This window comes from Skermania sp. ID1734 (genome assembly GCF_007489285.1).
Lineage (GTDB): Bacteria > Actinomycetota > Actinomycetes > Mycobacteriales > Mycobacteriaceae > ID1734.
This window is the reverse complement of record NZ_VLIY01000013.1, coordinates 82,189-101,066: the sequence shown is the minus strand read 5'-3', so window position 1 is coordinate 101,066 and position 18,878 is coordinate 82,189. Positions and strand designations below refer to the sequence as shown.

Sequence of the window (18,878 nt, the reverse complement as noted above, 5' to 3'; positions counted from 1 at the left end):
CCGATCACCCCTATTAACGTTGCCAGTCGTGTTCATTGCCGCCGCGCTGGTGCCTTCGACGCCGCTGCTGGTTCCGGAGCTCAACGGCGCCGACGCCACCGACACCGAGCCACTGCGCGCGGCGGCATCTGCGGCCGCTGCCCAACTCGGCCCTCGCTGGACGGCGATCGGCGTCGGCGCGGTGAACGAAGAGATCAGGCCGGACGCGGCGGGCACTTTCGCTGGGTTCGGGGTCGACGTGCGGGTGCGGCTGTCGGCTGAAGCGGACAAGCCCGTCGATGCGACGCTGCCGCTGCCGGCGTTGATCGCCGCCTGGCTGCGCGAGACCTCAGCACCGACAGCCAGCGTGTCGGTCCAGGTCCTGGCACCGGACTTACCGCCGCAGCGCTGCGCGGACCTCGGTGCTGCGCTGCGGCGCCGACTCGACGCGGATCCGCGTCCGCATGGGTTGCTGGTCGTGGCCGACGGAGCTGCGACTCTCACCGACAAGGCGCCGCGGGCCTTTCATCCGGGCGCTCCGGCGTACCAACAGCGCATCAATCAGGCGCTGGCGCAAGGAGATTGCGCCGCAGTAGCCGATCTGGATCCGGCCGAATGCACGAAGTACGGCGTGTCCGGGCGGGCAGCGTGGCAGTTCCTCGCAGGCGTTTTCGGCGGGTCGAAGCCGCAGACCGAGGTGCTGTATTCGGCGGCGCCGTTTGGCGTGGGTTACCACGTGGGCGTGTGGCGGCCGTGAACGGCGTCCGTCCGATCGCCGTCATCGGCCCCACGGCGACCGGAAAATCTGATCTCGCCCTCGAACTGGCGGTTCGTCTCGGCGGCGAAATCGTCAATATCGATGCGATGCAGCAGTACCGCGGCATGGACATCGGCACCGCGAAGCTTCCGGTCAGCGCCCGACGAGGCATCGCGCATCACCAACTCGACGTGCTCGACGTGACCGAGACGGCGACGGTCGCGCGCTATCAACGGGAGGCATCCGCCGAGATCGACAGCATGCTCGAACGCGGGTCCATGCCGGTCATCGTCGGCGGATCGATGCTGTATGTGCAGTCGCTGCTCGATGAATGGTCCTTCCCGGCAACCGATCCCGACGTCCGGGCCAAATGGGAGCAGCTGCTGGGCGAGGGCGGCGTGGCCGCCGTGCATGAGGCGCTGCGTCGGGTCGACCCGCAAGCCGCAGCCACGATCCTGCCGACCGACGGCCGCCGCATGGTTCGCGCGCTCGAAGTAGTGGAGCTCACCGGACAACCCTTCGCCGCGAGTCAACCACAGATCGGTGAACCACGCTGGGGCACAAGAATTATCGGTGTGGACCGCGACACCGCCGAGCTGGACGAGCGGATTGCGCGGCGAACGGCGCAGATGTTCGACATTGGGCTCGCCGAAGAGGTGAGGGGTCTCCTCGATCGGGGGCTGCGCCACGGCCTGACAGCACGCCGGGCCATCGGATACGCGCAGGTGCTGGCCGCGTTCGACGGCGAGTACGACATGGCCGAGGCGCAGCACCGCACGTTCGTCGGCACCCGTCGTTACGTCCGCCGGCAGCGATCATGGTTTCGGCGTGATGATCGCGTGCACTGGGTCGACGGTGCGGACCCGGCGCTGGTCGACACCGTGCTGGCAGCGCTCGAGAAGATCTCCGGCCCACAGCTACAGTGACGACCATGGACTTCACCAAGGGCCACGGTACGGAGAACGATTTCGTGCTGCTACCGGACCTCGAGGTCTGGATCGACTTGCAACCGCAACGGGTGGCCGCACTCTGTGACCGGCAGCGCGGCCTCGGCGCCGACGGAGTCCTGCGAATCACCCGGGCGGGTGCGCTCGCCGAGCGCGGCGTCTTGAGCGCTCTGCCGGACGGCGTGGACCCGCAGGACTGGTTCATGGATTATCGCAACGCAGATGGTTCGATCGCGGAAATGTGCGGCAACGGCGTGCGCGTTTTTGCGCACTATCTGGTGGCGAGCGGGCTGGAAACGCGGCGCAGCTTCGTCGTCGGGAGCAGGGCGGGTGCCCGGCCGGTCGAGGTGCACAGCGCCGATTCGACCTTCGGTGAGGTGACGGTTCAGATGGGCGCCGTGCGGGAATTGGGCACCTCGACCGCGACGGTCGACGGAAGAGTGTTGGCGGGCCTCGGTATCGACGTCGGAAATCCTCATCTGGCCTGCGTCGATGCCACGCTGACGGCCGACGCGCTGGCCGCGCTCGATCTGCATGCCGCGCCCGGGTACGACCCCGCGTTCTTTCCGCATGGCGTGAACGTGGAAATCCTGACGCCGCTTGTCGACGACGGCATCGACATGCGGGTGCATGAGCGGGGCGTCGGCGAGACGCGGTCCTGTGGCACGGGCACCGTTGCCGCGGCTGCCGCCGCCTTGCGGCACGCCGGTTCGAACACTGGGGAAGTGGAGGTTCGCATCCCCGGCGGCCGCGTGCTGGTGACGATCGGCGAAACCGACTCGACGCTGCGAGGGCCGTCCGTACTGGTGGCGAGCGGTCAACTCGGCGACGGCTGGTGGCAGCGGGCGGGCGAGGGCTCCCGATAATCGAATGCACCGGCGTCCTCGGCCGTGGGACGATGGAGGTGTATGACGAACTCACCTGAATCAAACGGTCATGGTCCCGACGCCGATCGGCACCACTGGACCCGCGCTGAATACCCAGCCGCCGAAGATCCCGCCGAACCGACAGTCGGCGATCTGCAACTCGAAGACCGCAGCGCGCTACGCCGGGTCGTCGGACTTTCCACCGAACTCACCGACATCACCGAGGTCGAGTACCGTCAGCTGCGCCTCGAGCGGGTGGTACTCGTTGGCGTGTGGACGGCGGGAACTTCCGAGCAGGCGGAAGCCAGTCTCGCCGAATTGGCCGCACTGGCCGAGACAGCCGGTTCCGAAGTTCTCGAGGGCTTGATACAGCGTCGAGACCGACCCGATGCCGCTACCTACATCGGCTCGGGCAAGGCGGCGGAGCTTCGCGACGTCGTGCTCGCGAGCGGCGCGGACACCGTCATCTGCGACGGCGAGTTGACCCCCGCGCAGCTGACAGCGCTGGAGAAGGTCGTCAAAGTCAAGGTGGTCGACCGCACCGCACTGATCCTCGACATCTTCGCCCAGCACGCGACCTCCCGCGAGGGCAAGGCGCAGGTGGCGTTGGCGCAAATGGAGTACATGCTCCCGCGGCTGCGCGGCTGGGGCGAATCGATGTCGCGGCAGGCCGGTGGCCGTGCAGGCAGCAACGGAGGCGTCGGACTGCGTGGTCCCGGCGAGACGAAGATCGAGACCGATCGACGCCGGATCCGGGAGCGGATGGCCAGGTTGCGCCGCGAAATCAAGGACATGAAAAAGGCACGCGACACCAAACGCACCCGTCGCTTGCGCAACGCGGTGCCCTCGGTCGCGATCGTCGGTTACACCAATGCCGGCAAGTCGAGTCTGCTCAATGCGCTGACCGGGTCGGGGGTGCTGGTCCAAGACGCATTGTTCGCGACGCTCGATCCGACCACCCGTCGCGCCGAGCTGGCCGACGGCCGCGAGTTCGTGCTGACCGACACCGTCGGGTTCGTCCGACACCTGCCGACCCAGCTCGTCGAAGCGTTTCGGTCAACTCTCGAGGAGGTGGCCGACGCGGACCTGCTACTGCACGTCGTGGACGGTTCGGACGCCATGCCGACCGAACAGATAAAGGCCGTACGGGAAGTGATCACCGATGTCCTGCGCGAAAGCGATGCCCCCGCGCCGCCGGAGCTGATCGTGGTGAACAAGCTCGATGCGGCAGATCCGCTGGTGCTGGCCCAGCTGCGCCACGCGATTCCCGCGGCGGTGTTTGTGTCGGCGCGCACCTGCGCAGGCATTGCCGACCTGCGCGACCGTCTCGCCGACGAACTCGGCAAACTCGACGTCGAGGTCAACGTTCTACTCCCGTATACGCGCGGAGATCTTGTCGCTCGCATCCACGCCGACGGCCGCATTCTCGGGTCCACCCATGAGGTCAACGGCACCAAGATGCGCGCCCGGGTGCCGCAATCGTTGGCTTCGGCGCTCGGCGAGTTCGCCCACGTCGGCTAAAGCGCCACGTGAGATAGGCCTCACATCGCCGCGCGGAACGTGACCCACGCGACCAGGTGCTCTTACCATCGATATGGGCGGTGTCGCCCGGAAATCCCGCACATCTTCCGGGCTGATCGCTGCGAGAAGTTACCGATGACGAGGCTTGAGCGTGAACAACGAGAGCACAACGGCGACCTTGACGGACGGCGCACCACTGCACATCGAACTCGGCGCGGCCGATCGCCGCGTCATGCATGCGCTCGTGGCGCCGATGCGCGCGTGGACGAGCCCGCGGTTCTACGGCCTGGACAACATTCCGGAAACCGGACCGGTGCTGTTGGTCTCCAACCACACGCTGTTCGGCGCGCTCGACGTTCCGATGCTGGTCGACGAGGTGTTGCACAAACGGGGCCGTTTGCTGCGCGGGCTTGCCGAGGACATTCTCGTCGGCACTCCGGGAGTGCGTGAGCTGCTGCACCGCTGGGGATCGGTGCGCGCTTCGCGCGACAACTGCCGGGCGTTGTTCGCCAATGGCGAAGCGGTACTGGTGTTTCCCGGCGGCGGACGGGAGGCGGTCCGCCGCAGGAACGAGAAGTACGCGCTGTTGTGGGATGAGCGCACCGGTTTTGCTCGCATGGCCATCGAGGCAGGCGTTCCGATCCTGCCTGTCGCGATGATCGGGGCCGACGACGCGTTCGACATCGTGATCGACGCCGAACATGCGGTCTACCGGCCGCTGCGTGCGCTGGCCGAGCGCGTGGGTTTCCGGTGGGAACTGGCGCCGCCGGTGGTGCGCGGAATCGGACCGACCCCGATCATGCGTCCGGAGCGCTTCTACTTCTCGGTCGGCACGCCCATCGATACGACGGCGTGGACAGATGCCTCGGATGTCGACGCCGCGGCGGCCGAACTGCGCGATGTGGTCCGCAAGTCGGTCCACGAAGAGATCCAGTACCTGATCCGGCGACGTGAGCGCGACGGATCCCGTTCGTTCGGCACTCGTCTGGTGCGCACGCTACTGGTCTAGGGCCCTCGACTGGGTCCAGGATTCGCATATTTACTCTGCCGCTGTGCCTGGTAGAGGTCGCAGAGGCCGGGTATAAGTAAACGACGATTCGTCGAGTACCGTGGCTTTTTAGACGATTGAATCCCACTGTGTGACGAATCCGAGGAGCGGCAATGGAGCGCACCATATTCGAGCCCGAGCACGACCTTTTCCGTGACTCGTACCGCAAGTTTCTGGACCAGCATGTAGCGCCGTTCCATGATCAGTGGGAGGCCGACAACATCGTCGACCGCGATGTCTGGCTCGAGGCCGGTAAGCAGGGGTTCCTGGGTATGGCCGTGCCCGAGCAGTACGGCGGCGGTGGTGTCAAGGACTTCCGCTACAACGCCGTCATCACCGAAGAAACCACGAAGGGCCGGTACTCCGGCATCGGCTTTCCGCTGCACAACGATGTGGTGGCGCCATACCTGATCGAACTCAGCAACGATGAGCAAAAGCAGCGCTGGTTGCCCGGATTTGCTTCCGGCGAGCTGATCTCGGCGATCGCGATGACCGAACCGGGGACCGGCAGCGACCTGCAAGGAATCAAGACACGCGCGGTGCGCGACGGTGACGACTGGGTGCTCAACGGCTCGAAAACCTTCATCACCAACGGAATCAACTCCGACATCGTCATTGTGGTGGCGCAGACCGATCCGGATAAGGGTGCCCAGGGCTTCAGCCTGCTCGTTGTCGAACGCGGCATGAAGGGATTCGAGCGTGGTCGCAACCTCGACAAGGTCGGCCTCAAGGCCCAGGACACGGCGGAATTGAGCTTCACTGATGTGCGCGTGCCCGCCGCGAACATGCTCGGCCAGGAGGGCATGGGCTTCATCTACCTCATGCAGAACCTGCCTCAGGAGCGCATGTCGATTGCGGTGATGGCCGCCGCGGCGATGGAGAGCTGCCTCGACATGACGATTCAGTACTGCCGCGACCGCAAGGCTTTCGGCAAGCCGATCGGTTCATTCCAGAACACGCGCTTTGTGCTCGCCGAACTCGCCACCGAGACGACCGCTGTGCGGGTGCTCGTCGACAAGTTCATCGAACTCCTCAACGACGGCAAATTGACCGTTCAGGAGGCAGCCATGGCGAAGTGGTGGACCACCGAAGCGCAGGTCCGCCTTATCGACCGGTGCTTGCAGCTGCACGGCGGCTACGGGTACATGAAGGAGTACCCGATTGCCAAGGCATACCTCGATTCTCGCGTCCAAACGATCTACGGCGGCACCACCGAGATCATGAAGGAGATCATCGGCCGCGGGCTGAATCTGTCCTGACACTCGACCAGCGAGGGGCCCTAGCGACTAGGGCCCCTCGCTGCGTCAGACCTTGCGAATCACGGTGACAACCTTGCCGAGCACGGCTGCGTTGTTGCCGTTGATCGGTTCGAACAGCGGGTTCTGCGGGAGCAGCCAAATCTGTTTGCCGGAGCGCTTGAACGTCTTCACGGTTGCCTCGCCGTCGATCATCGCCGCCACGATATCGCCGTTGTCCGCGACGTTCTGCTGGCGCACGACCACCCAGTCGCCGTCGCAGATCGCGGCGTCGACCATCGATTCGCCGACGACCTTGAGCAGGAAAAGCGAACCCTCGCCGACGAGTTCCCGCGGCAGCGGGAAAACGTCCTCGACGGCTTGCTCGGCCAGGATCGGTCCACCAGCGGCGATCCGACCCAGGACCGGAACGAACGCCGGCGTCGGCAGCGCGTCGGTGGTTTCCGCATCCGACTGAGCGGTCGGTGGCTCGGCCGTGGGGCCGGTGAGTTCATCGAGCCCGCGAACATCGACCGCGCGAGGCCGGTTGGGATCCCGTCGCAGAAAGCCCTTCTTCTCGAGCGTCCGCAGTTGATGCGCGACCGACGACGTCGACGTCAAGCCGACGGCGTCGCCGATCTCCCGGATGCTCGGCGGATAACCACGCTCGGTTACCGAGGCGCGGATGACCTCGAGCACCTTGCGCTGTCTCGCTGTCAGCCCCGCTATCGAAATATCCTGCGGCTCCGAATCTTTCATGCCCGAACCTCCTGAGTAGCGGTGCCGTCATTGATGATCATGTCCGCCGAACCCCTCCCTGAATCTGTCGCGGTCACCGGCGCCGCTCCCCGGGCGGCATGGCTTGCGGGCATCATCGCCGACCCGCAAGACCGGCTGGTCTGTCAATGTCTCGGTTCTCAATGTAGCCGTCCGAACGTCAAGTTTCAAACACGTGTTCGACTCGTGTCGCGACTTCCGATGACTTTGTCGGTGGGCCGTGATAGAACATCGAACAAGCGTTCATCGAACGAGTGATCGAACAGAAGTCGGAAGACTCGAGCAGAAACGAGACAGAACATGAAGCAGACGGTAAGCGCCCGGCAAACTGCAGCTCACACCTCGCAGCTCGGCTACACGCCGGTCGGACAACGGACGTACCGGGGCATCGACCGTAGCCGGCCCGCTACCCGGCGACCGGTCTCGCCGTTCGAGCCGCGACGCGGCGCGACGGACAGACGTTCGGCGATAACCGTGTCGCGGGCGGCGCATCCCTTGGACCGGGCAGCGAGCGCCCGGCCGAGTTGGCTGGCCACTATTGCGGCCGGGCTGGTCAGCGTCGCCGTTGTGCTGGCGATCGTCGGTCTCGCACAGTGGCGGACTGCGCAGCTCGCCGACAACTCCGGGGTCGTCACCGTCGAAGTGCATCGCGGAGAGGCGCTTTCCGACGTCGCCAGGCGAGTTGCTCCGGATCGGCCAGTGGCGGAAATGGTCTCCCGGATTCTCGATCTCAATGGGATGTCATCGGCGGGAGTCGTTGCGGGGCAATCGTTGCTGGTGCCAGCCGCCCTAGACCAGCAGCCGTGACTGCCCGCGCGCGAGGTGCGACATGACGACCGTGCAATCGCTCGCGGAGTTGGCAAGTGCACTCGTGATCTTGCCGCGGCGCGGCGACCCGACGCAGCTCCAGCGGTGGCGGGTATCCTCGGATGCTGATGGTCACCGACCGCCGGGTGGCCGCATCGAAATCGCTTATGCCGCTCGCGCAACGCAGTGGTTGGAATCGCGCAGTGGTGTGGCGCCGGATGCCGGGTCGCGCGGCTACACAGAAGGACGCCCCATGCACTGCCCGTTCTGCCGGCATCCCGATTCGCGTGTTGTCGACTCGCGCGAAGCGGAAGAGGGTGCTGCGATCCGCCGGCGGCGTTCGTGCCCGGAATGCGGTCGCAGATTCACCACAGTGGAAACGGCGGTGCTTGCGGTGGTCAAGCGGTCGGGGGTCACTGAACCGTTCAGCCGAGAGAAGGTTGTGCGCGGTGTCCGTCGGGCGTGCCAGGGACGCGACGTGGACAACGATGCACTGAACCTCCTCGCCCAGCAGGTGGAGGACACGGTGCGCGCGTCAGGGTCTGCGGAAATTCCCAGCCACGAGGTCGGCCTGGCGATACTTGGGCCGCTGCGGGACCTCGATGAGGTTGCGTACCTGCGTTTTGCATCGGTGTATCGCTCGTTCAGCTCGGCCGACGATTTCGAACGCGAAATCGAGGAACTGCGCGCGCACCGGGCCGGGGCGAAGTCGGGGTAACACCACCCCGTCTGTCGCTAGCGGCGAACGTTGCTGATAGCACTCAAGATTCGCTTCTCGGACACGGGTTGCGAGGTGCCGATCCGCTGGGCGAACAGGCTGATGCGCAGTTCCTCGATCAGCCAAGCGATCGCGATCACGTCGGCGTCGTGATGACGGAATTCGGGCAGTCGGTCGAGCAATTGGCCATAAGCGGCGTACACCCGATCGAGAACGGCCATCCCCTGGCGGTCACGGTCCGCAGATGCCGGCAGGGCATCGAGGCGCGCGATAGCGGCGTTGAGGTACCGCGGCAGATCGCGCAATCGGGCGCTACCAACGTCGGCGATGAACCCGGGATACAGCAGATTGGCCAGTTGTTCGCTGACATCGGTGGCAATGTCGTCCGGCGCAGCAGGCAGTCGCCCAGCGATCGCGTGACCGAGGTCGAGCACGGGCACAGTGTCGGCGACGAGGTCGGCGACTTTCGCCGCGAACACCGGCCGGATCTTGTCGAGGAGGCGGGTGAACTCCTGCGGCGTCCATACCGGGCCGCCCGCGGCGGCGATCGCCTCATCGGCGGCGCACGCGCGGCAGTCCTCGATGAGCGCGTCGAGCGCTCCGTGCGGATTCTGACTCAGCACGAGGCGCTGGGCAGGGCTCAGCCCGGACAGCACGGCACGCGGGGGAGTGGGTAGCGCCTGGAGGACGAGTTGGCGCGTTCCTGCCAGCATCGCCTGCTGCTGTTGACGGCGAGCACTCAGCACCCGAACCGCCACGCCGTCGGATTCGGCAACGAGCGCCGGATATCCGGTCACCTGCTGACCGCCGATCGACTGTGTGATCGTCTCGGGGATGGAGCCGAGCGTTTCCTCGGTCCACGCCGACGCGGGCCCGCGCTCGGCACTCGACGTGGCAGCAGCTACAGCGTGGGCGACCTGGTCGGCCAGCCGGGCGCGCAACTCGGTGAGGCTCTTGGAAGTGGCCACGACGGTTTCGGCGTCGCCGGAGCCATCGGTCGCCGCGAACGTCATCCGTAGGTGGTCCGGCAGCGCGGCGGGGTCGAAGTCCGAAGGTGAGATCACCGTTCCGCACAAGCGCGTCAACTCGCGTGCGAGCGCGGTGGTAATCGGCTCCGAGCGTGGCCGGACCGCGGCCAGTGCCGCCCGTGCAAAGTCCGGTGCAGGAAGGACATTGCGGCGCAGCGACTTCGGCAGCGTCTTGATCAGCGCGGTGGCAAGCTCCTCGCGCATCCCGGGGACCAGCCAGTCGAAGCCCACTGCGCGCACATGCGCTAGCTGGCTGACCGGGACCCGAACCGTCACACCGTCGTCGGCGGCACCGGGTGAGAACTGGTAAGTCAGCCGGAACTGCAACTCGCCCTGCCGCCACGCATCCGGATAGTCGTTCTCGGAAACGTCACCGGCCGAGGCGCGGACTGTCGCCGCTGTGAAGTCGAGCAAGGAAGGATCCTCGCGCCGCGCTCGCTTCCACCAGCTGTCGAAGTGCCGCGCGGAGACAACATCTTTCGGAATTCGTTCGTCGTAGAAGTCGAACAGCTGGTCGTCAGTGACGAGTAGATCGCGTCGGCGCGCTCGGTGTTCGAGATCGGCGACCTCCTCGAGCAGTTCCCGATTGCGGTGGAAGAACTCGTGGCGGGTATGCCATTCACCCTGGACAAGGGCGTGCCTCAGGAACAGATCGCGCGCGACCTCACCGTCGATCGGTCCGTAATTGACCAGGCGCTTGACCACCAGCGGCACCCCGTACAGCGTGACTCGCTCATACGCCATCGCGGCTCCGCGCCGGCTGGACCAATGCGGCTCGGAATACGTGCGTTTGAGCAGATCTCCGGCGAGCTTTTCGGCCCACTCCGGTTCGATTCGTGCAGTCGTCCGCGCCCACAGCCGAGACGTCTCCACGAGTTCGGCGGCCATGACCCAGCGGGGCGGCTTCCTGGCCAGAGCAGAACCCGGGAAGATGGCGAACTTGGCTCCGCGCGCGCCCAGGAATTCGCGCGTCTCGGCTTCACGAACCCCGATGTGTGACAACAATCCCGACAGCAGCGCCTGGTGTATCGAGTCGGCGTCGGCGGACGCCGGTTCCACCGCCGACGCGCCCTTGCCGGAGCTCGTCCAACCCAGTCCCTCGGTGATCTGGCGCATCTGTCCGTGTAGGTCTTGCCACTCACGGATGCGCAGCCAATGCAGAAACTCCGTGCGGCACATCCGGCGAAACTGACTCGACGTCAAAGCTTTTCGTTGCTGACGTAGGTAGTCCCAAAGTTGTAGATACGCCAGGAAGTCCGAACCTTCGACGGTGAACCGCGCGTGCTGGGCGTCGGCCGCCTGCTGTTGTTCGGCGGGTCGCTCCCGCACGTCCTGAATGCTCAGCGCGGCAACGATGATCAGCGCTTGGCGTAGGCAGCCGAGTCGCTGCGCCTCGTACAGCATCCGCGCCATCCGCGGGTCGACGGGCAGTTGCGCGATGTCGCGTCCGACCGTGGTGAGCTTGCCATCGCGCAGCGCGCCGAGTTCGTTCAGCAGCGCGATGCCGTCGCGAATGCTGCGTTTGTCCGGTGGTTGCACGAATGGAAAATCGTCGATGCTGCCCAACTCGAGCGCGGCCATTCGCAACACGACCGCGGCGAGATTGGTGCGCAGGATTTCCGGCTCGGTGAACGCCGGTCGGGATTCGAAGTCCTCTTCGCTGTAGAGACGGATGCAAATGCCATCGGCGACCCGGCCGCACCGCCCGGCCCGCTGCCGCGCCGACGCTTGCGAGATGGGTTCGATCGGCAGGCGTTGTACCTTGAGCCGCAACGAGTACCGCGAAATCCGCGCGGTCCCGGGGTCCACAACGTAACGGATCCCCGGAACGGTGAGCGACGTCTCGGCGACATTGGTGGCCAACACAACTCGCCGCTCGGTATGCGGGGTGAAGACCCGATGCTGCTCGGCCGCGGACAAACGCGCATACAGCGGCAGAATCTCGGTATTCGGCAGCCGCAGATCCCGCAATGCATCGGCGGTGTCGCGGATCTCGCGCTCTCCGGACAGGAAAACCAGGATGTCGCCGGCGCCGCCCCGGTCGCCTTCAGCGACGAGCTCGGAAACTGCCTCTCCCACAGCGTCGACGGGATCGCGGTCGATCACCTCGTCGTCCGTGTGCACCGTCAACGGCCGGTAACGCAGCTCCACCGGATAGGAACGTCCGGAAACCTCCACGATTGGCGCATCGACGCCGTCGCGCGCAAAGTGCCGGGCGAACAGTTCCGGGTCGATCGTCGCCGAGGTGATGACCACCTTCAAATCCGGCCGGCGGGGGAGCAGCTGTTTGAGGTAGCCGAGCAGAAAGTCGATATTGAGGCTGCGCTCGTGCGCCTCGTCGATGATCAGCGTGTCGTAGCGCCGCAGCAGTCGATCGTGGTGGATTTCGGCCAGCAGAATGCCGTCGGTCATCAGCTTGATCAACGTGGTGTCGGATACCTGATCGGTGAAGCGCACTGAGTAGCCGACGGCGGCGCCGATCTCGGTATCGAGTTCGGAGGCGATGCGTTCGGCGACGGTCCGCGCGGCCAGGCGACGCGGCTGGGTGTGGCCGATCATCCCGCGGACTCCCCGGCCGAGCTCAAGACAGATCTTCGGAATCTGGGTGGTTTTGCCCGAACCCGTTTCCCCGGCCACGATCACCACTTGGTGCTCGGCGATCGCTGCGGCGATGTCGTCTCGGCGCGCAGTCACGGGCAGTTGCTCGGGGTAGTTGATCGTGGGCACCGACGCCTGCCGCTCGACGACGGTCGCCTGCGCCCGGGCAATTTCGTTCGCAACCGTCGACCGCGCCGCGTCCGTGCGGGCCCGCTCGAGGCGCCGTCGCAGCCGGTGCTCGTCGCGAATGGTCAGTGTGGGCAGCAATCGCCGCAGTGATGCGGCTGATGGCGGCGACGCAGCGGACGGACCGGACGGGGTGGTAGACATGCCCACGCTAGCCTAGCGAACTCGCTTGCCGAGCCGACGCGAGCACATGGAATAGTTCACAGCACACGAGCAACGGCGGTGAAGGGGCGCACGATGGGTGCACTGTGGCATGGGTTCGCCGACATGGGGGCGGTCGAGCGCGACGGTGCGTTCGTCCTGACAAAGGGCGACGGCGTCTACGTCTTCGACTCCGACGGCCGCCGCTACCTCGATGCCACCGGCGGATTGTGGTTCGTCAACGTCGGCCACGGCCGGACCGAGATCGCCGAGGCAGTAGCCGCGCAGTTACGAAACCTCGCCCACTGCTCCAACTTCGGCGACTACACCACCGACGTCGCACAACAGCTCGCCGAGCGGCTGGCCGCCATCGCGCCGGTGGCTGGCAGCAAGATCTTCTTCACCTCGGGCGGTTCGGATTCGATCGAGTCCGCAGTCAAGTTGGCCCGCCGCTACTGGCACGTGCTGGGCCGCCCCGGCAAACGCATCATGGTGGGACGCGAAAAGGCCTACCACGGTATGCATGTCGCCGGAACGTCGCTGTCGGGGCTGCCGCCCAACCGGGACGGATATGGCGAACTGATGCCGGACACGCGGACTGTCGGTTGGGACGACGCCAAAAGCCTGCTCGCGTTGATCGAGGAACTCGGCGCCGACAACATTGCGGCCTTCTTCTGCGAGCCGATCATCGGCGCCGGCGGCGTGTACCTGCCGCCGGACGGTTATCTCGCCGAGGTGCGGCAGATCTGCCGCGATCACGACATTCTGTTCGTCGCCGATGAAGTGGTCACCGGATTCGGCCGCATCGGCGGATCATGGTTCGCTTCTTCGCGTTTCGACCTGGAGCCGGACATGATGACCACCGCAAAGGGGCTCACTTCCGGCTATGTGCCCATGGGCGCCCTGTTCGTCGCGCCGGGGGTTGCCGAGCCGTTCTTCGGGGAACCGGGCACCTGGTGGCGGCATGGCTACACCTATGGCGCCCACGCCGGCGCATGCGCGGCCGGGCTGGCCAATCTGGACATCTTGGAGCGTGAGAATTTGCTCGATGCTGCCAAGTGGCTGGAAAGCACGCTGCACGAGCACCTTTCACCGCTGGCCGATCTCGACGCGGTTGCCGAGGTGCGCAGCGGTCTCGGCGCGGTCGCCGCGGTTCAGTTGCAAGATCCGGCGGCCGCTGCGGGTATCGCGAAAAAGCTACGGTCGCTGGGGGTTTCCACTCGCGCGGCGGGGGCCGGCGCGATTCAATTCTCGCCGTCGTTCGTCATGACCGATGACCAGGTCGCCGAACTCGCGGCGATCACCCGAAGCGCTCTGCAGTAGGAAAGGACAACGCTGTGTCCCAAGAGGATTCGCAACCGTCGTTTGCCGAGATGATCAATGCCGCGCTCGAGCACACCATTCCGGTTGCGCACAAGATGGGTGTGACCGCGCTCGAGGCTCGCCCCGGGTACGCGCGCACTCGCGTGCCGATCGAGGGCAACGGCAACCACTTCGGCGTGATGTACGCCGGTGTGCTGTTCACCGTTGCCGAGGTGCTCGGCGGCATCATCCCGATGGCCACCTTCGACAACTCGCGGTTCTATCCGCTCGTCAAGGATTTACAGATCACCTTCAAGCGCGCCGCGAAAACCGACGTGGAGGCCGAGGCCAAACTTGACGAGGAATCGATCGCGCGGATCGCTTCGGCCGCCGACGCCAACGGTAAGGCGGACTTCACCCTCGACGCGGCCATCACGGACGCGGCCGGTGAGGTTGTGGCGACCACCCACGGGATCTATCAGCTGCGCGCCCACGGACGCTGAGTACGCCGAAACCGGCTCCTAAGCCCGAATCCGTCCCGACGGGCGTGCTTGGGTCCTGCGTCCGGCCCGGCGCTGGCGACACGTGCATAGCGCGCATGCAGTTGCTCGCGGACCTCGTCCGGGCTGTACGCCCGTCGGCGACGTTCGTCGCGAGCCACCATCACGCCGGTCGCGGCGACGGTCACGACGCTCGCCAGCCCGGCGAGCTTCCACATTTGTGCGCGGGTGAGCGGCATGGTGCCAGATTGTCATATATCCGGCCCTGACGTGCTTACCCTTGCTGCTATGTCGGTCCCGACCACTCCGTCGCAGATCAGCCTCGATACCGCCGTGGATAACACCCGCACGGGCGATATCTGGATATTTCGTGGTCGTTCCGGCGCCGACCGCGCGATCAGGGCACTGACCAACAGCCCGGTCAACCACGTGGCGATGGCAGTAGTTCTCGAAGACCTGCCGCCGTTGATGTGGCATGCCGAGCTCGGGCATTCGCTGCAGGACATGTGGACCGGTCGATTTCAGCGCGGCGTGCAGTTGCACGATCTGCGTGCGGCCGTGCAGGTGTGGTCGGGTCGTTACGGGCAGCAGGGCTGGCTGCGCCAGCTCGAGCCGGCGGTCTCTCGCGAACAGGAGGACGCGGTCCTGCGTACCATCGCCCGACTGGATGGAACACCGTTCCCCTCGACCGCGAAGGTCACCGCGCGCTGGTTCGCCGGCCGCGTGCCCGCCCGGCGGCGCGACGAAGACGCGAGGCTGGAGTACGCGTACTGTGCGGAGGTCGTCGGTTCCACCTATGAGGCGATGGGGCTGCTGCAGCGCCGTCATCGTTCGAATTGGTATGACCCAGGCCGGTTTTGGAGCGGAGATCGGTTACCGCTGCAGCCCGGTTTCACGCTGGGGCGCGAGATTGCCGTAGTGCTCACTGACCAAGAACTTGCCGCGGGACGGACTTGACCGGCGAATCATTGGCGAAAGCATCGGGTTTTGCTGGGCCTTTGCCCGTCGGCATATACGCTCTGTCGAGCTTTGTTCGAATGAGTGGATTGGGCTTGGTCGAGTGGCGAAATACAACAAGGCGATCGAGACCGGCATCGGCACTGCGCTGATGGTCGGCATTGTCGTGCTCGGCTACGTGCAGCACCTGCCGTCTGCCGTGGTGATCGGGGTGAGCGTGGGTCTGGCTGTCATGACGACGGCCAAGACCTGGTGGGTGCGCAATGACATCGCGGCGGTCCCCGCTGCTGGAATTGCCGAAGAAGCAGTTGAGACCCGGAAGCGTCGGCGCAGTCGGTTGCCGGAGCCTGCGGAGTCGCAGGAGTGGTCGGAGCCGGCTAGTGCGGCAGGTCGACACCAGTTGCCGGGCTACCGCGCGGTCAAAGAGGTTGCCTCGAGCCGGACTGTCTTCGAGATGCGAGACGAGACGCCAGCCGAGGTGTGACCCTCGGCGTGGCGTCTCGTCTGAATACTTCCTGGCCGGCCTAGGCGCTGACCCCTGCCAGCGCTCCGGCGGTTTCCACCGCCTGGGCGACGCCCGCGACGATCGACGCGACCCGCAGCGCCTCGAAGATGGTTTCGCGGTCCACGCCCTCGTTGCGCAGCGTCTGCTCATGAGCCTCGAGGCAGTGTGCGCAGCCGTTGACGGCCGAGACCGCCAGTGACCATAGCTCGAAGTCTGCCTTCGGCACGCCGGGGTTTCCGATGATCTGCATCCGCAGACCTGCCCGCAGGTCGTCGTAGCGGCCGCCGAGGAAACCCTTGCTGCGGTAGAAGACGTTGTTCATGCCCATGATCGATGCCGCGCCGAGCGCCGCGTTGTACGCCTCCGCGGAAAGCGTGTCGGCAGCTTCGGCAGCGATCTCTTGCAGCGTCGTCGCGGATTTGGAAGCTGCAGCGGTGGCGAGTAGGGCGCCCCACAACTGCTGCTCGTTCAGCACGGTGCTGCGCGAGATCGAGGACAGATTGAGCTTGAGGTCCTTGGCGTACTCGGGCAGCGAACTCTTGAGATTGTCGATACTCATTTCTCGGCTCCCACTCGTTCCGGTCCTCGCTCGTTCCTCGCTGCGATCCTCGCTCGCGCTCGCCTTCGGAGGCTCATTTCTCTCAGACACCCGCCTTCAGCAGCTCGCCCGCGTCGATGGTCGGGTCACCCTTGCGCCAGTTGCAGGCGCACAGCTCGTCGGACTGCAGCGCGTCGAGCACGCGCAGCACCTCGTCGACATTGCGGCCGACGGATCCGGCCGTCACGGACACGAACTGGATCTCGTTGTTCGGGTCGATGATGAAGGTGGCACGGTCCGCGACACCTTCCGCGTTGAGCACTCCGGTGGCGGTGGCCAGTTCGCGCTTGAGGTCGCTCAGCATCGGAAACGGCAGCTTCTTGAGGTCCTCATGCTGGGCCCGCCATTGGAAGTGCACGAACTCGTTGTCGACGGACACACCGAGCACCTGCGCGTCGCGGTCCTCGAACTCATCGTTCAGCTTGCCGAACGCGGCGATCTCGGTGGGGCAGACGAAGGTGAAGTCCTTGGGCCAGAAGAAGACAATGCGCCATTTGCCGGCGTGGTCGTCGCTGGTCACGGTGGTGAAGTAGTCGTCGGGTTGCTGAGCGTCGACCTTCGACAAGTCGCCGCCGATCACCGCGGTGAGGTTGTATGCCGGGAACTGGTCGCCGATGGTCAGCAATGCCATGTGAAATGGCCTCCTAGTTCTTGAATCGATCCAATTTGTAGTGATTCCAGTTCATCATGAGTTCGGTCATATTAGAGGCAAACGTGATCAATTGCACTACATTGATAGGTATGGCAGATCAGAGTTATCAGCCAACGCTGTCGCAGCTGCGGGCTTTCGTCGCCATCGCTGAGTATCGTCACTTCGGCACGGCGGCGTCGCGGCTTGCGGTGAGCCAACCGACGCTGTCGCAGTCCCTTGCTGCGCTCGAGCACGGGTTGGGGGTGCAGTTGATCGAGCGGAGCACACGACGGGTGCTTGTCACGGCTGCCGGCGAGCGGTTGCTCGGCCAGGCGATGGCCACCCTCGAGGCCGCGGACCGATTCGTCGCGGCAGCAGCCGGGGTCGGCGACAGCCTGACCGGGCCGCTGCGCATGGGCTTCATCCCGACCGTGGCGCCCTATGTCCTGCCCGCGTTGCTCCCGACGTTGCGTCAGCACATGCCGGGCCTTACCTTGCGGGTTGTCGAGGACCAAACCGCGCGGTTGCTCGACGGGTTGCGAGCCGGGGTGCTCGATGTCGCGCTTGTCGCGTTGCCCTCCGACGTCAATGGGCTCGCTGAAATCCCGTTGTACTCGGAGGATTTCGTGCTGGTCTTGCCCTCCGGGCACGAACTCGCCGGCCGTAGCGATCTGGCTCCGGATATCGTCGCCGACCTTCCCCTGCTCCTACTCGACGAGGGACACTGCCTGCGCGATCAGACGCTGGAGCTGTGCAGGTCGGTCGACGCGCGTCCGGACTCGGCCGGCGACACCCGCGCCGCGTCACTGGCCACCGTTGTGCAATGCGTCGCCGGCGGTCTTGGTGTGACACTCGTTCCCCGGATGGCAATCCCGGTCGAAACCAAGAGGGGCCGGCTCGAGACCGCCCGATTCGCCGATCCGGCACCCGGGCGCACGCTTGGACTGGTCTTCCGCGGGTCGAGCACCCGGACCGAGGATTTCGAGCGGCTCGCCGAGTTGATTCGGCGACTGCCGCGACCGTAGTCAGTGCCGTCGTGCGCGTCGCGGTGACTGGTTACCCTTGCGTGCTGGTTTCGCTTTTTGTTGCGGTACAGCAGGACTGCGGCCGCGTGAGCTGTTCACCGTTCGACCGCGAACGATGCCGATGAATTCTTCGACCAGATCTGTGGTGGCATCCTCCGGCCACGCTAGGCCGACCTGAGACTGGACAGCGTCGGTAATGGGCCGATACGTCAGATCCCTGCGGTGATGCAGCCGGGCCAGTGATTGCGGTACCAGCACCAGACCGACTCCGGCGGCGACCAACTCGATGGTCTCGGCCGTGGTGGTCGGACGGCTCGACGCCGCCCGACCGGGTACCTGCGCCCAGTCGAGGACGTCGTCGTCGGGATGCCAGACGGTTTCGTCGGCGAGATCGTCGAGGCGGGCCTCATCGAGCGCACACAGCAGATGCTCCTTCGGAACCACCACCACGGTGGTCTCGGTATAGAGCGGAATGACGCTGAGCGCCGGTTCGGTCGACCGGTCGACCGGCAGGCGCAGCAGCGCGGCGTCCACCCTGCATGAGCGCAACTCGTCGGCGGCCGTCTGATGTTTCAGCTGAACCAGGTCCAACGGGGTGCCCTGAACGCGTTCGCCCCAGATCCGGACCCATTTGCCGGGGGAGACGCCGGGCACATAGCCGAGCCGGAAGGACTCGACGGTCCTGCGGTCGGGTGCTGTCGACATCGCGCCAGGTTATGTCGTCCTAGCGCACGGGCAATGTCTAGGCTGAC

General features: G+C 65.6%; 19 protein-coding genes. 13 read left to right on the top strand and 6 right to left on the bottom strand.

Annotated elements, in window-relative coordinates; translation table 11 throughout:
• Window positions 1-28 precede the first annotated feature (28 nt).
• From FOS14_RS25295 to FOS14_RS17010, 6 genes are all read left to right on the top strand, one after another.
• Window positions 29-736 (top strand): class III extradiol dioxygenase subunit B-like domain-containing protein, encoded by a 708-nt coding sequence (locus FOS14_RS25295; RefSeq protein ID WP_143772005.1) that lies wholly within the window; start codon window positions 29-31, stop codon window positions 734-736.
• A complete protein-coding gene (gene miaA / locus FOS14_RS17030) occupies window positions 733-1,662 on the top strand; it encodes a tRNA (adenosine(37)-N6)-dimethylallyltransferase MiaA (protein ID WP_370512249.1) in 930 nt (309 codons plus the stop codon). Before FOS14_RS25295 ends, miaA begins: the two co-directional genes overlap by 4 nt.
• Window positions 1,663-1,667: 5 nt before the next feature.
• Window positions 1,668-2,549, top strand: coding sequence for a diaminopimelate epimerase (gene dapF, locus FOS14_RS17025; protein WP_143772003.1), 882 nt, complete (start codon window positions 1,668-1,670; stop codon window positions 2,547-2,549).
• Between the two features lie 42 nt (window positions 2,550-2,591).
• Window positions 2,592-4,070, top strand: coding sequence for a GTPase HflX (gene hflX / locus FOS14_RS17020; RefSeq protein ID WP_143772002.1), 1,479 nt, complete (start codon window positions 2,592-2,594; stop codon window positions 4,068-4,070).
• Window positions 4,071-4,221: 151 nt separating this feature from the next.
• Window positions 4,222-5,079 (top strand): lysophospholipid acyltransferase family protein, encoded by an 858-nt coding sequence (locus FOS14_RS17015; protein ID WP_255450410.1) that lies wholly within the window; start codon window positions 4,222-4,224, stop codon window positions 5,077-5,079.
• 152 nt (window positions 5,080-5,231) lie between these two features.
• Complete coding sequence (locus FOS14_RS17010; RefSeq protein WP_143772001.1) at window positions 5,232-6,377, top strand: acyl-CoA dehydrogenase family protein; 1,146 nt, start codon at window positions 5,232-5,234, stop codon at window positions 6,375-6,377.
• A 45-nt stretch (window positions 6,378-6,422) separates the two neighbouring features.
• Here the strand turns inward: FOS14_RS17010 and lexA are convergent, their stop codons facing one another.
• On the bottom strand, window positions 6,423-7,112 hold the full coding sequence (gene lexA / locus FOS14_RS17005; protein WP_143772000.1) for a transcriptional repressor LexA: 690 nt from the start codon (window positions 7,110-7,112) through the stop codon (window positions 6,423-6,425).
• A gap of 318 nt (window positions 7,113-7,430) precedes the next feature.
• Here lexA and FOS14_RS17000 point away from each other — a divergent pair, with 318 nt between their 5' ends.
• Together FOS14_RS17000 and nrdR are read left to right on the top strand one after the other, a co-directional pair.
• A complete protein-coding gene (locus FOS14_RS17000; RefSeq protein ID WP_143771999.1) occupies window positions 7,431-7,937 on the top strand; it encodes a hypothetical protein in 507 nt (168 codons plus the stop codon).
• Between the two features lie 253 nt (window positions 7,938-8,190).
• On the top strand, window positions 8,191-8,655 hold the full coding sequence (nrdR, locus tag FOS14_RS16995) for a transcriptional regulator NrdR (RefSeq protein WP_143772065.1): 465 nt from the start codon (window positions 8,191-8,193) through the stop codon (window positions 8,653-8,655).
• 17 nt (window positions 8,656-8,672) lie between these two features.
• Here nrdR and hrpA read toward each other — a convergent pair whose 3' ends face one another.
• Window positions 8,673-12,611: an ATP-dependent RNA helicase HrpA gene (hrpA, locus tag FOS14_RS16990; RefSeq protein WP_143771998.1), complete on the bottom strand. Its 3,939-nt coding sequence runs from the start codon at window positions 12,609-12,611 to the stop codon at window positions 8,673-8,675.
• 93 nt (window positions 12,612-12,704) lie between these two features.
• On the opposite strand from hrpA, the gene FOS14_RS16985 reads away from it, so the two are divergent.
• Together FOS14_RS16985 and FOS14_RS16980 are read left to right on the top strand one after the other, a co-directional pair.
• Window positions 12,705-13,931, top strand: a complete 1,227-nt coding sequence (locus tag FOS14_RS16985; RefSeq protein WP_143771997.1) for an aspartate aminotransferase family protein — start codon at window positions 12,705-12,707, stop codon at window positions 13,929-13,931.
• Between the two features lie 14 nt (window positions 13,932-13,945).
• A complete protein-coding gene (locus FOS14_RS16980; protein ID WP_255450409.1) occupies window positions 13,946-14,413 on the top strand; it encodes a PaaI family thioesterase in 468 nt (155 codons plus the stop codon).
• Here FOS14_RS16980 and FOS14_RS16975 read toward each other — a convergent pair.
• Window positions 14,389-14,649: a hypothetical protein gene (locus FOS14_RS16975; RefSeq protein WP_143771996.1), complete on the bottom strand. Its 261-nt coding sequence runs from the start codon at window positions 14,647-14,649 to the stop codon at window positions 14,389-14,391. The two genes, FOS14_RS16980 and FOS14_RS16975, sit on opposite strands and share 25 nt — an antisense overlap.
• A gap of 49 nt (window positions 14,650-14,698) precedes the next feature.
• Between FOS14_RS16975 and FOS14_RS16970 the strand changes: the two genes are divergently transcribed.
• Both FOS14_RS16970 and FOS14_RS16965 read left to right on the top strand, forming a co-directional pair.
• On the top strand, window positions 14,699-15,367 hold the full coding sequence (locus FOS14_RS16970; RefSeq protein ID WP_143771995.1) for a hypothetical protein: 669 nt from the start codon (window positions 14,699-14,701) through the stop codon (window positions 15,365-15,367).
• A 103-nt stretch (window positions 15,368-15,470) separates the two neighbouring features.
• Window positions 15,471-15,851: a hypothetical protein gene (locus FOS14_RS16965; protein WP_143771994.1), complete on the top strand. Its 381-nt coding sequence runs from the start codon at window positions 15,471-15,473 to the stop codon at window positions 15,849-15,851.
• A 40-nt stretch (window positions 15,852-15,891) separates the two neighbouring features.
• Here FOS14_RS16965 and FOS14_RS16960 read toward each other — a convergent pair whose 3' ends face one another.
• Window positions 15,892-16,431 carry a carboxymuconolactone decarboxylase family protein gene (locus tag FOS14_RS16960; RefSeq protein ID WP_143771993.1) on the bottom strand — a complete coding sequence of 180 codons (540 nt, stop codon included), beginning with the start codon at window positions 16,429-16,431 and terminating at the stop codon, window positions 15,892-15,894.
• An 82-nt stretch (window positions 16,432-16,513) separates the two neighbouring features.
• Window positions 16,514-17,101 (bottom strand): peroxiredoxin, encoded by a 588-nt coding sequence (locus FOS14_RS16955; RefSeq protein WP_143771992.1) that lies wholly within the window; start codon window positions 17,099-17,101, stop codon window positions 16,514-16,516.
• Between the two features lie 110 nt (window positions 17,102-17,211).
• On the opposite strand from FOS14_RS16955, the gene FOS14_RS16950 reads away from it, so the two are divergent.
• Window positions 17,212-18,126, top strand: a complete 915-nt coding sequence (locus FOS14_RS16950) for a hydrogen peroxide-inducible genes activator (protein WP_143771991.1) — start codon at window positions 17,212-17,214, stop codon at window positions 18,124-18,126.
• On the opposite strand, the gene FOS14_RS16945 is transcribed toward FOS14_RS16950, so the two are convergent.
• Window positions 18,127-18,831, bottom strand: coding sequence for a LysR family substrate-binding domain-containing protein (locus FOS14_RS16945; protein ID WP_143771990.1), 705 nt, complete (start codon window positions 18,829-18,831; stop codon window positions 18,127-18,129).
• Window positions 18,832-18,878: the final 47 nt, after the last annotated feature.

Bases quoted from the DNA above. Each gene is read 5' to 3' on its own strand.
- nrdR (WP_143772065.1), top strand. From the start codon at position 8,191: ATGCACTGCCCGTTCTGCCGGCATCCCGATTCGCGTGTTGTCGACTCG.
- hrpA (WP_143771998.1), bottom strand. From the start codon at position 12,611: ATGTCTACCACCCCGTCCGGTCCGTCCGCTGCGTCGCCGCCATCAGCC.
- FOS14_RS16945 (WP_143771990.1), bottom strand. From the start codon at position 18,831: ATGTCGACAGCACCCGACCGCAGGACCGTCGAGTCCTTCCGGCTCGGC.
- FOS14_RS17010 (WP_143772001.1), top strand. From the start codon at position 5,232: ATGGAGCGCACCATATTCGAGCCCGAGCACGACCTTTTCCGTGACTCG.
- lexA (WP_143772000.1), bottom strand. From the start codon at position 7,112: ATGAAAGATTCGGAGCCGCAGGATATTTCGATAGCGGGGCTGACAGCG.
- FOS14_RS17000 (WP_143771999.1), top strand. From the start codon at position 7,431: ATGAAGCAGACGGTAAGCGCCCGGCAAACTGCAGCTCACACCTCGCAG.
- FOS14_RS16950 (WP_143771991.1), top strand. From the start codon at position 17,212: ATGGCAGATCAGAGTTATCAGCCAACGCTGTCGCAGCTGCGGGCTTTC.
- FOS14_RS16970 (WP_143771995.1), top strand. From the start codon at position 14,699: ATGTCGGTCCCGACCACTCCGTCGCAGATCAGCCTCGATACCGCCGTG.
- hflX (WP_143772002.1), top strand. From the start codon at position 2,592: ATGACGAACTCACCTGAATCAAACGGTCATGGTCCCGACGCCGATCGG.
- FOS14_RS16960 (WP_143771993.1), bottom strand. From the start codon at position 16,431: ATGAGTATCGACAATCTCAAGAGTTCGCTGCCCGAGTACGCCAAGGAC.
- FOS14_RS16975 (WP_143771996.1), bottom strand. From the start codon at position 14,649: ATGCCGCTCACCCGCGCACAAATGTGGAAGCTCGCCGGGCTGGCGAGC.
- FOS14_RS16955 (WP_143771992.1), bottom strand. From the start codon at position 17,101: ATGGCATTGCTGACCATCGGCGACCAGTTCCCGGCATACAACCTCACC.
- FOS14_RS16985 (WP_143771997.1), top strand. From the start codon at position 12,705: ATGGGTGCACTGTGGCATGGGTTCGCCGACATGGGGGCGGTCGAGCGC.
- dapF (WP_143772003.1), top strand. From the start codon at position 1,668: ATGGACTTCACCAAGGGCCACGGTACGGAGAACGATTTCGTGCTGCTA.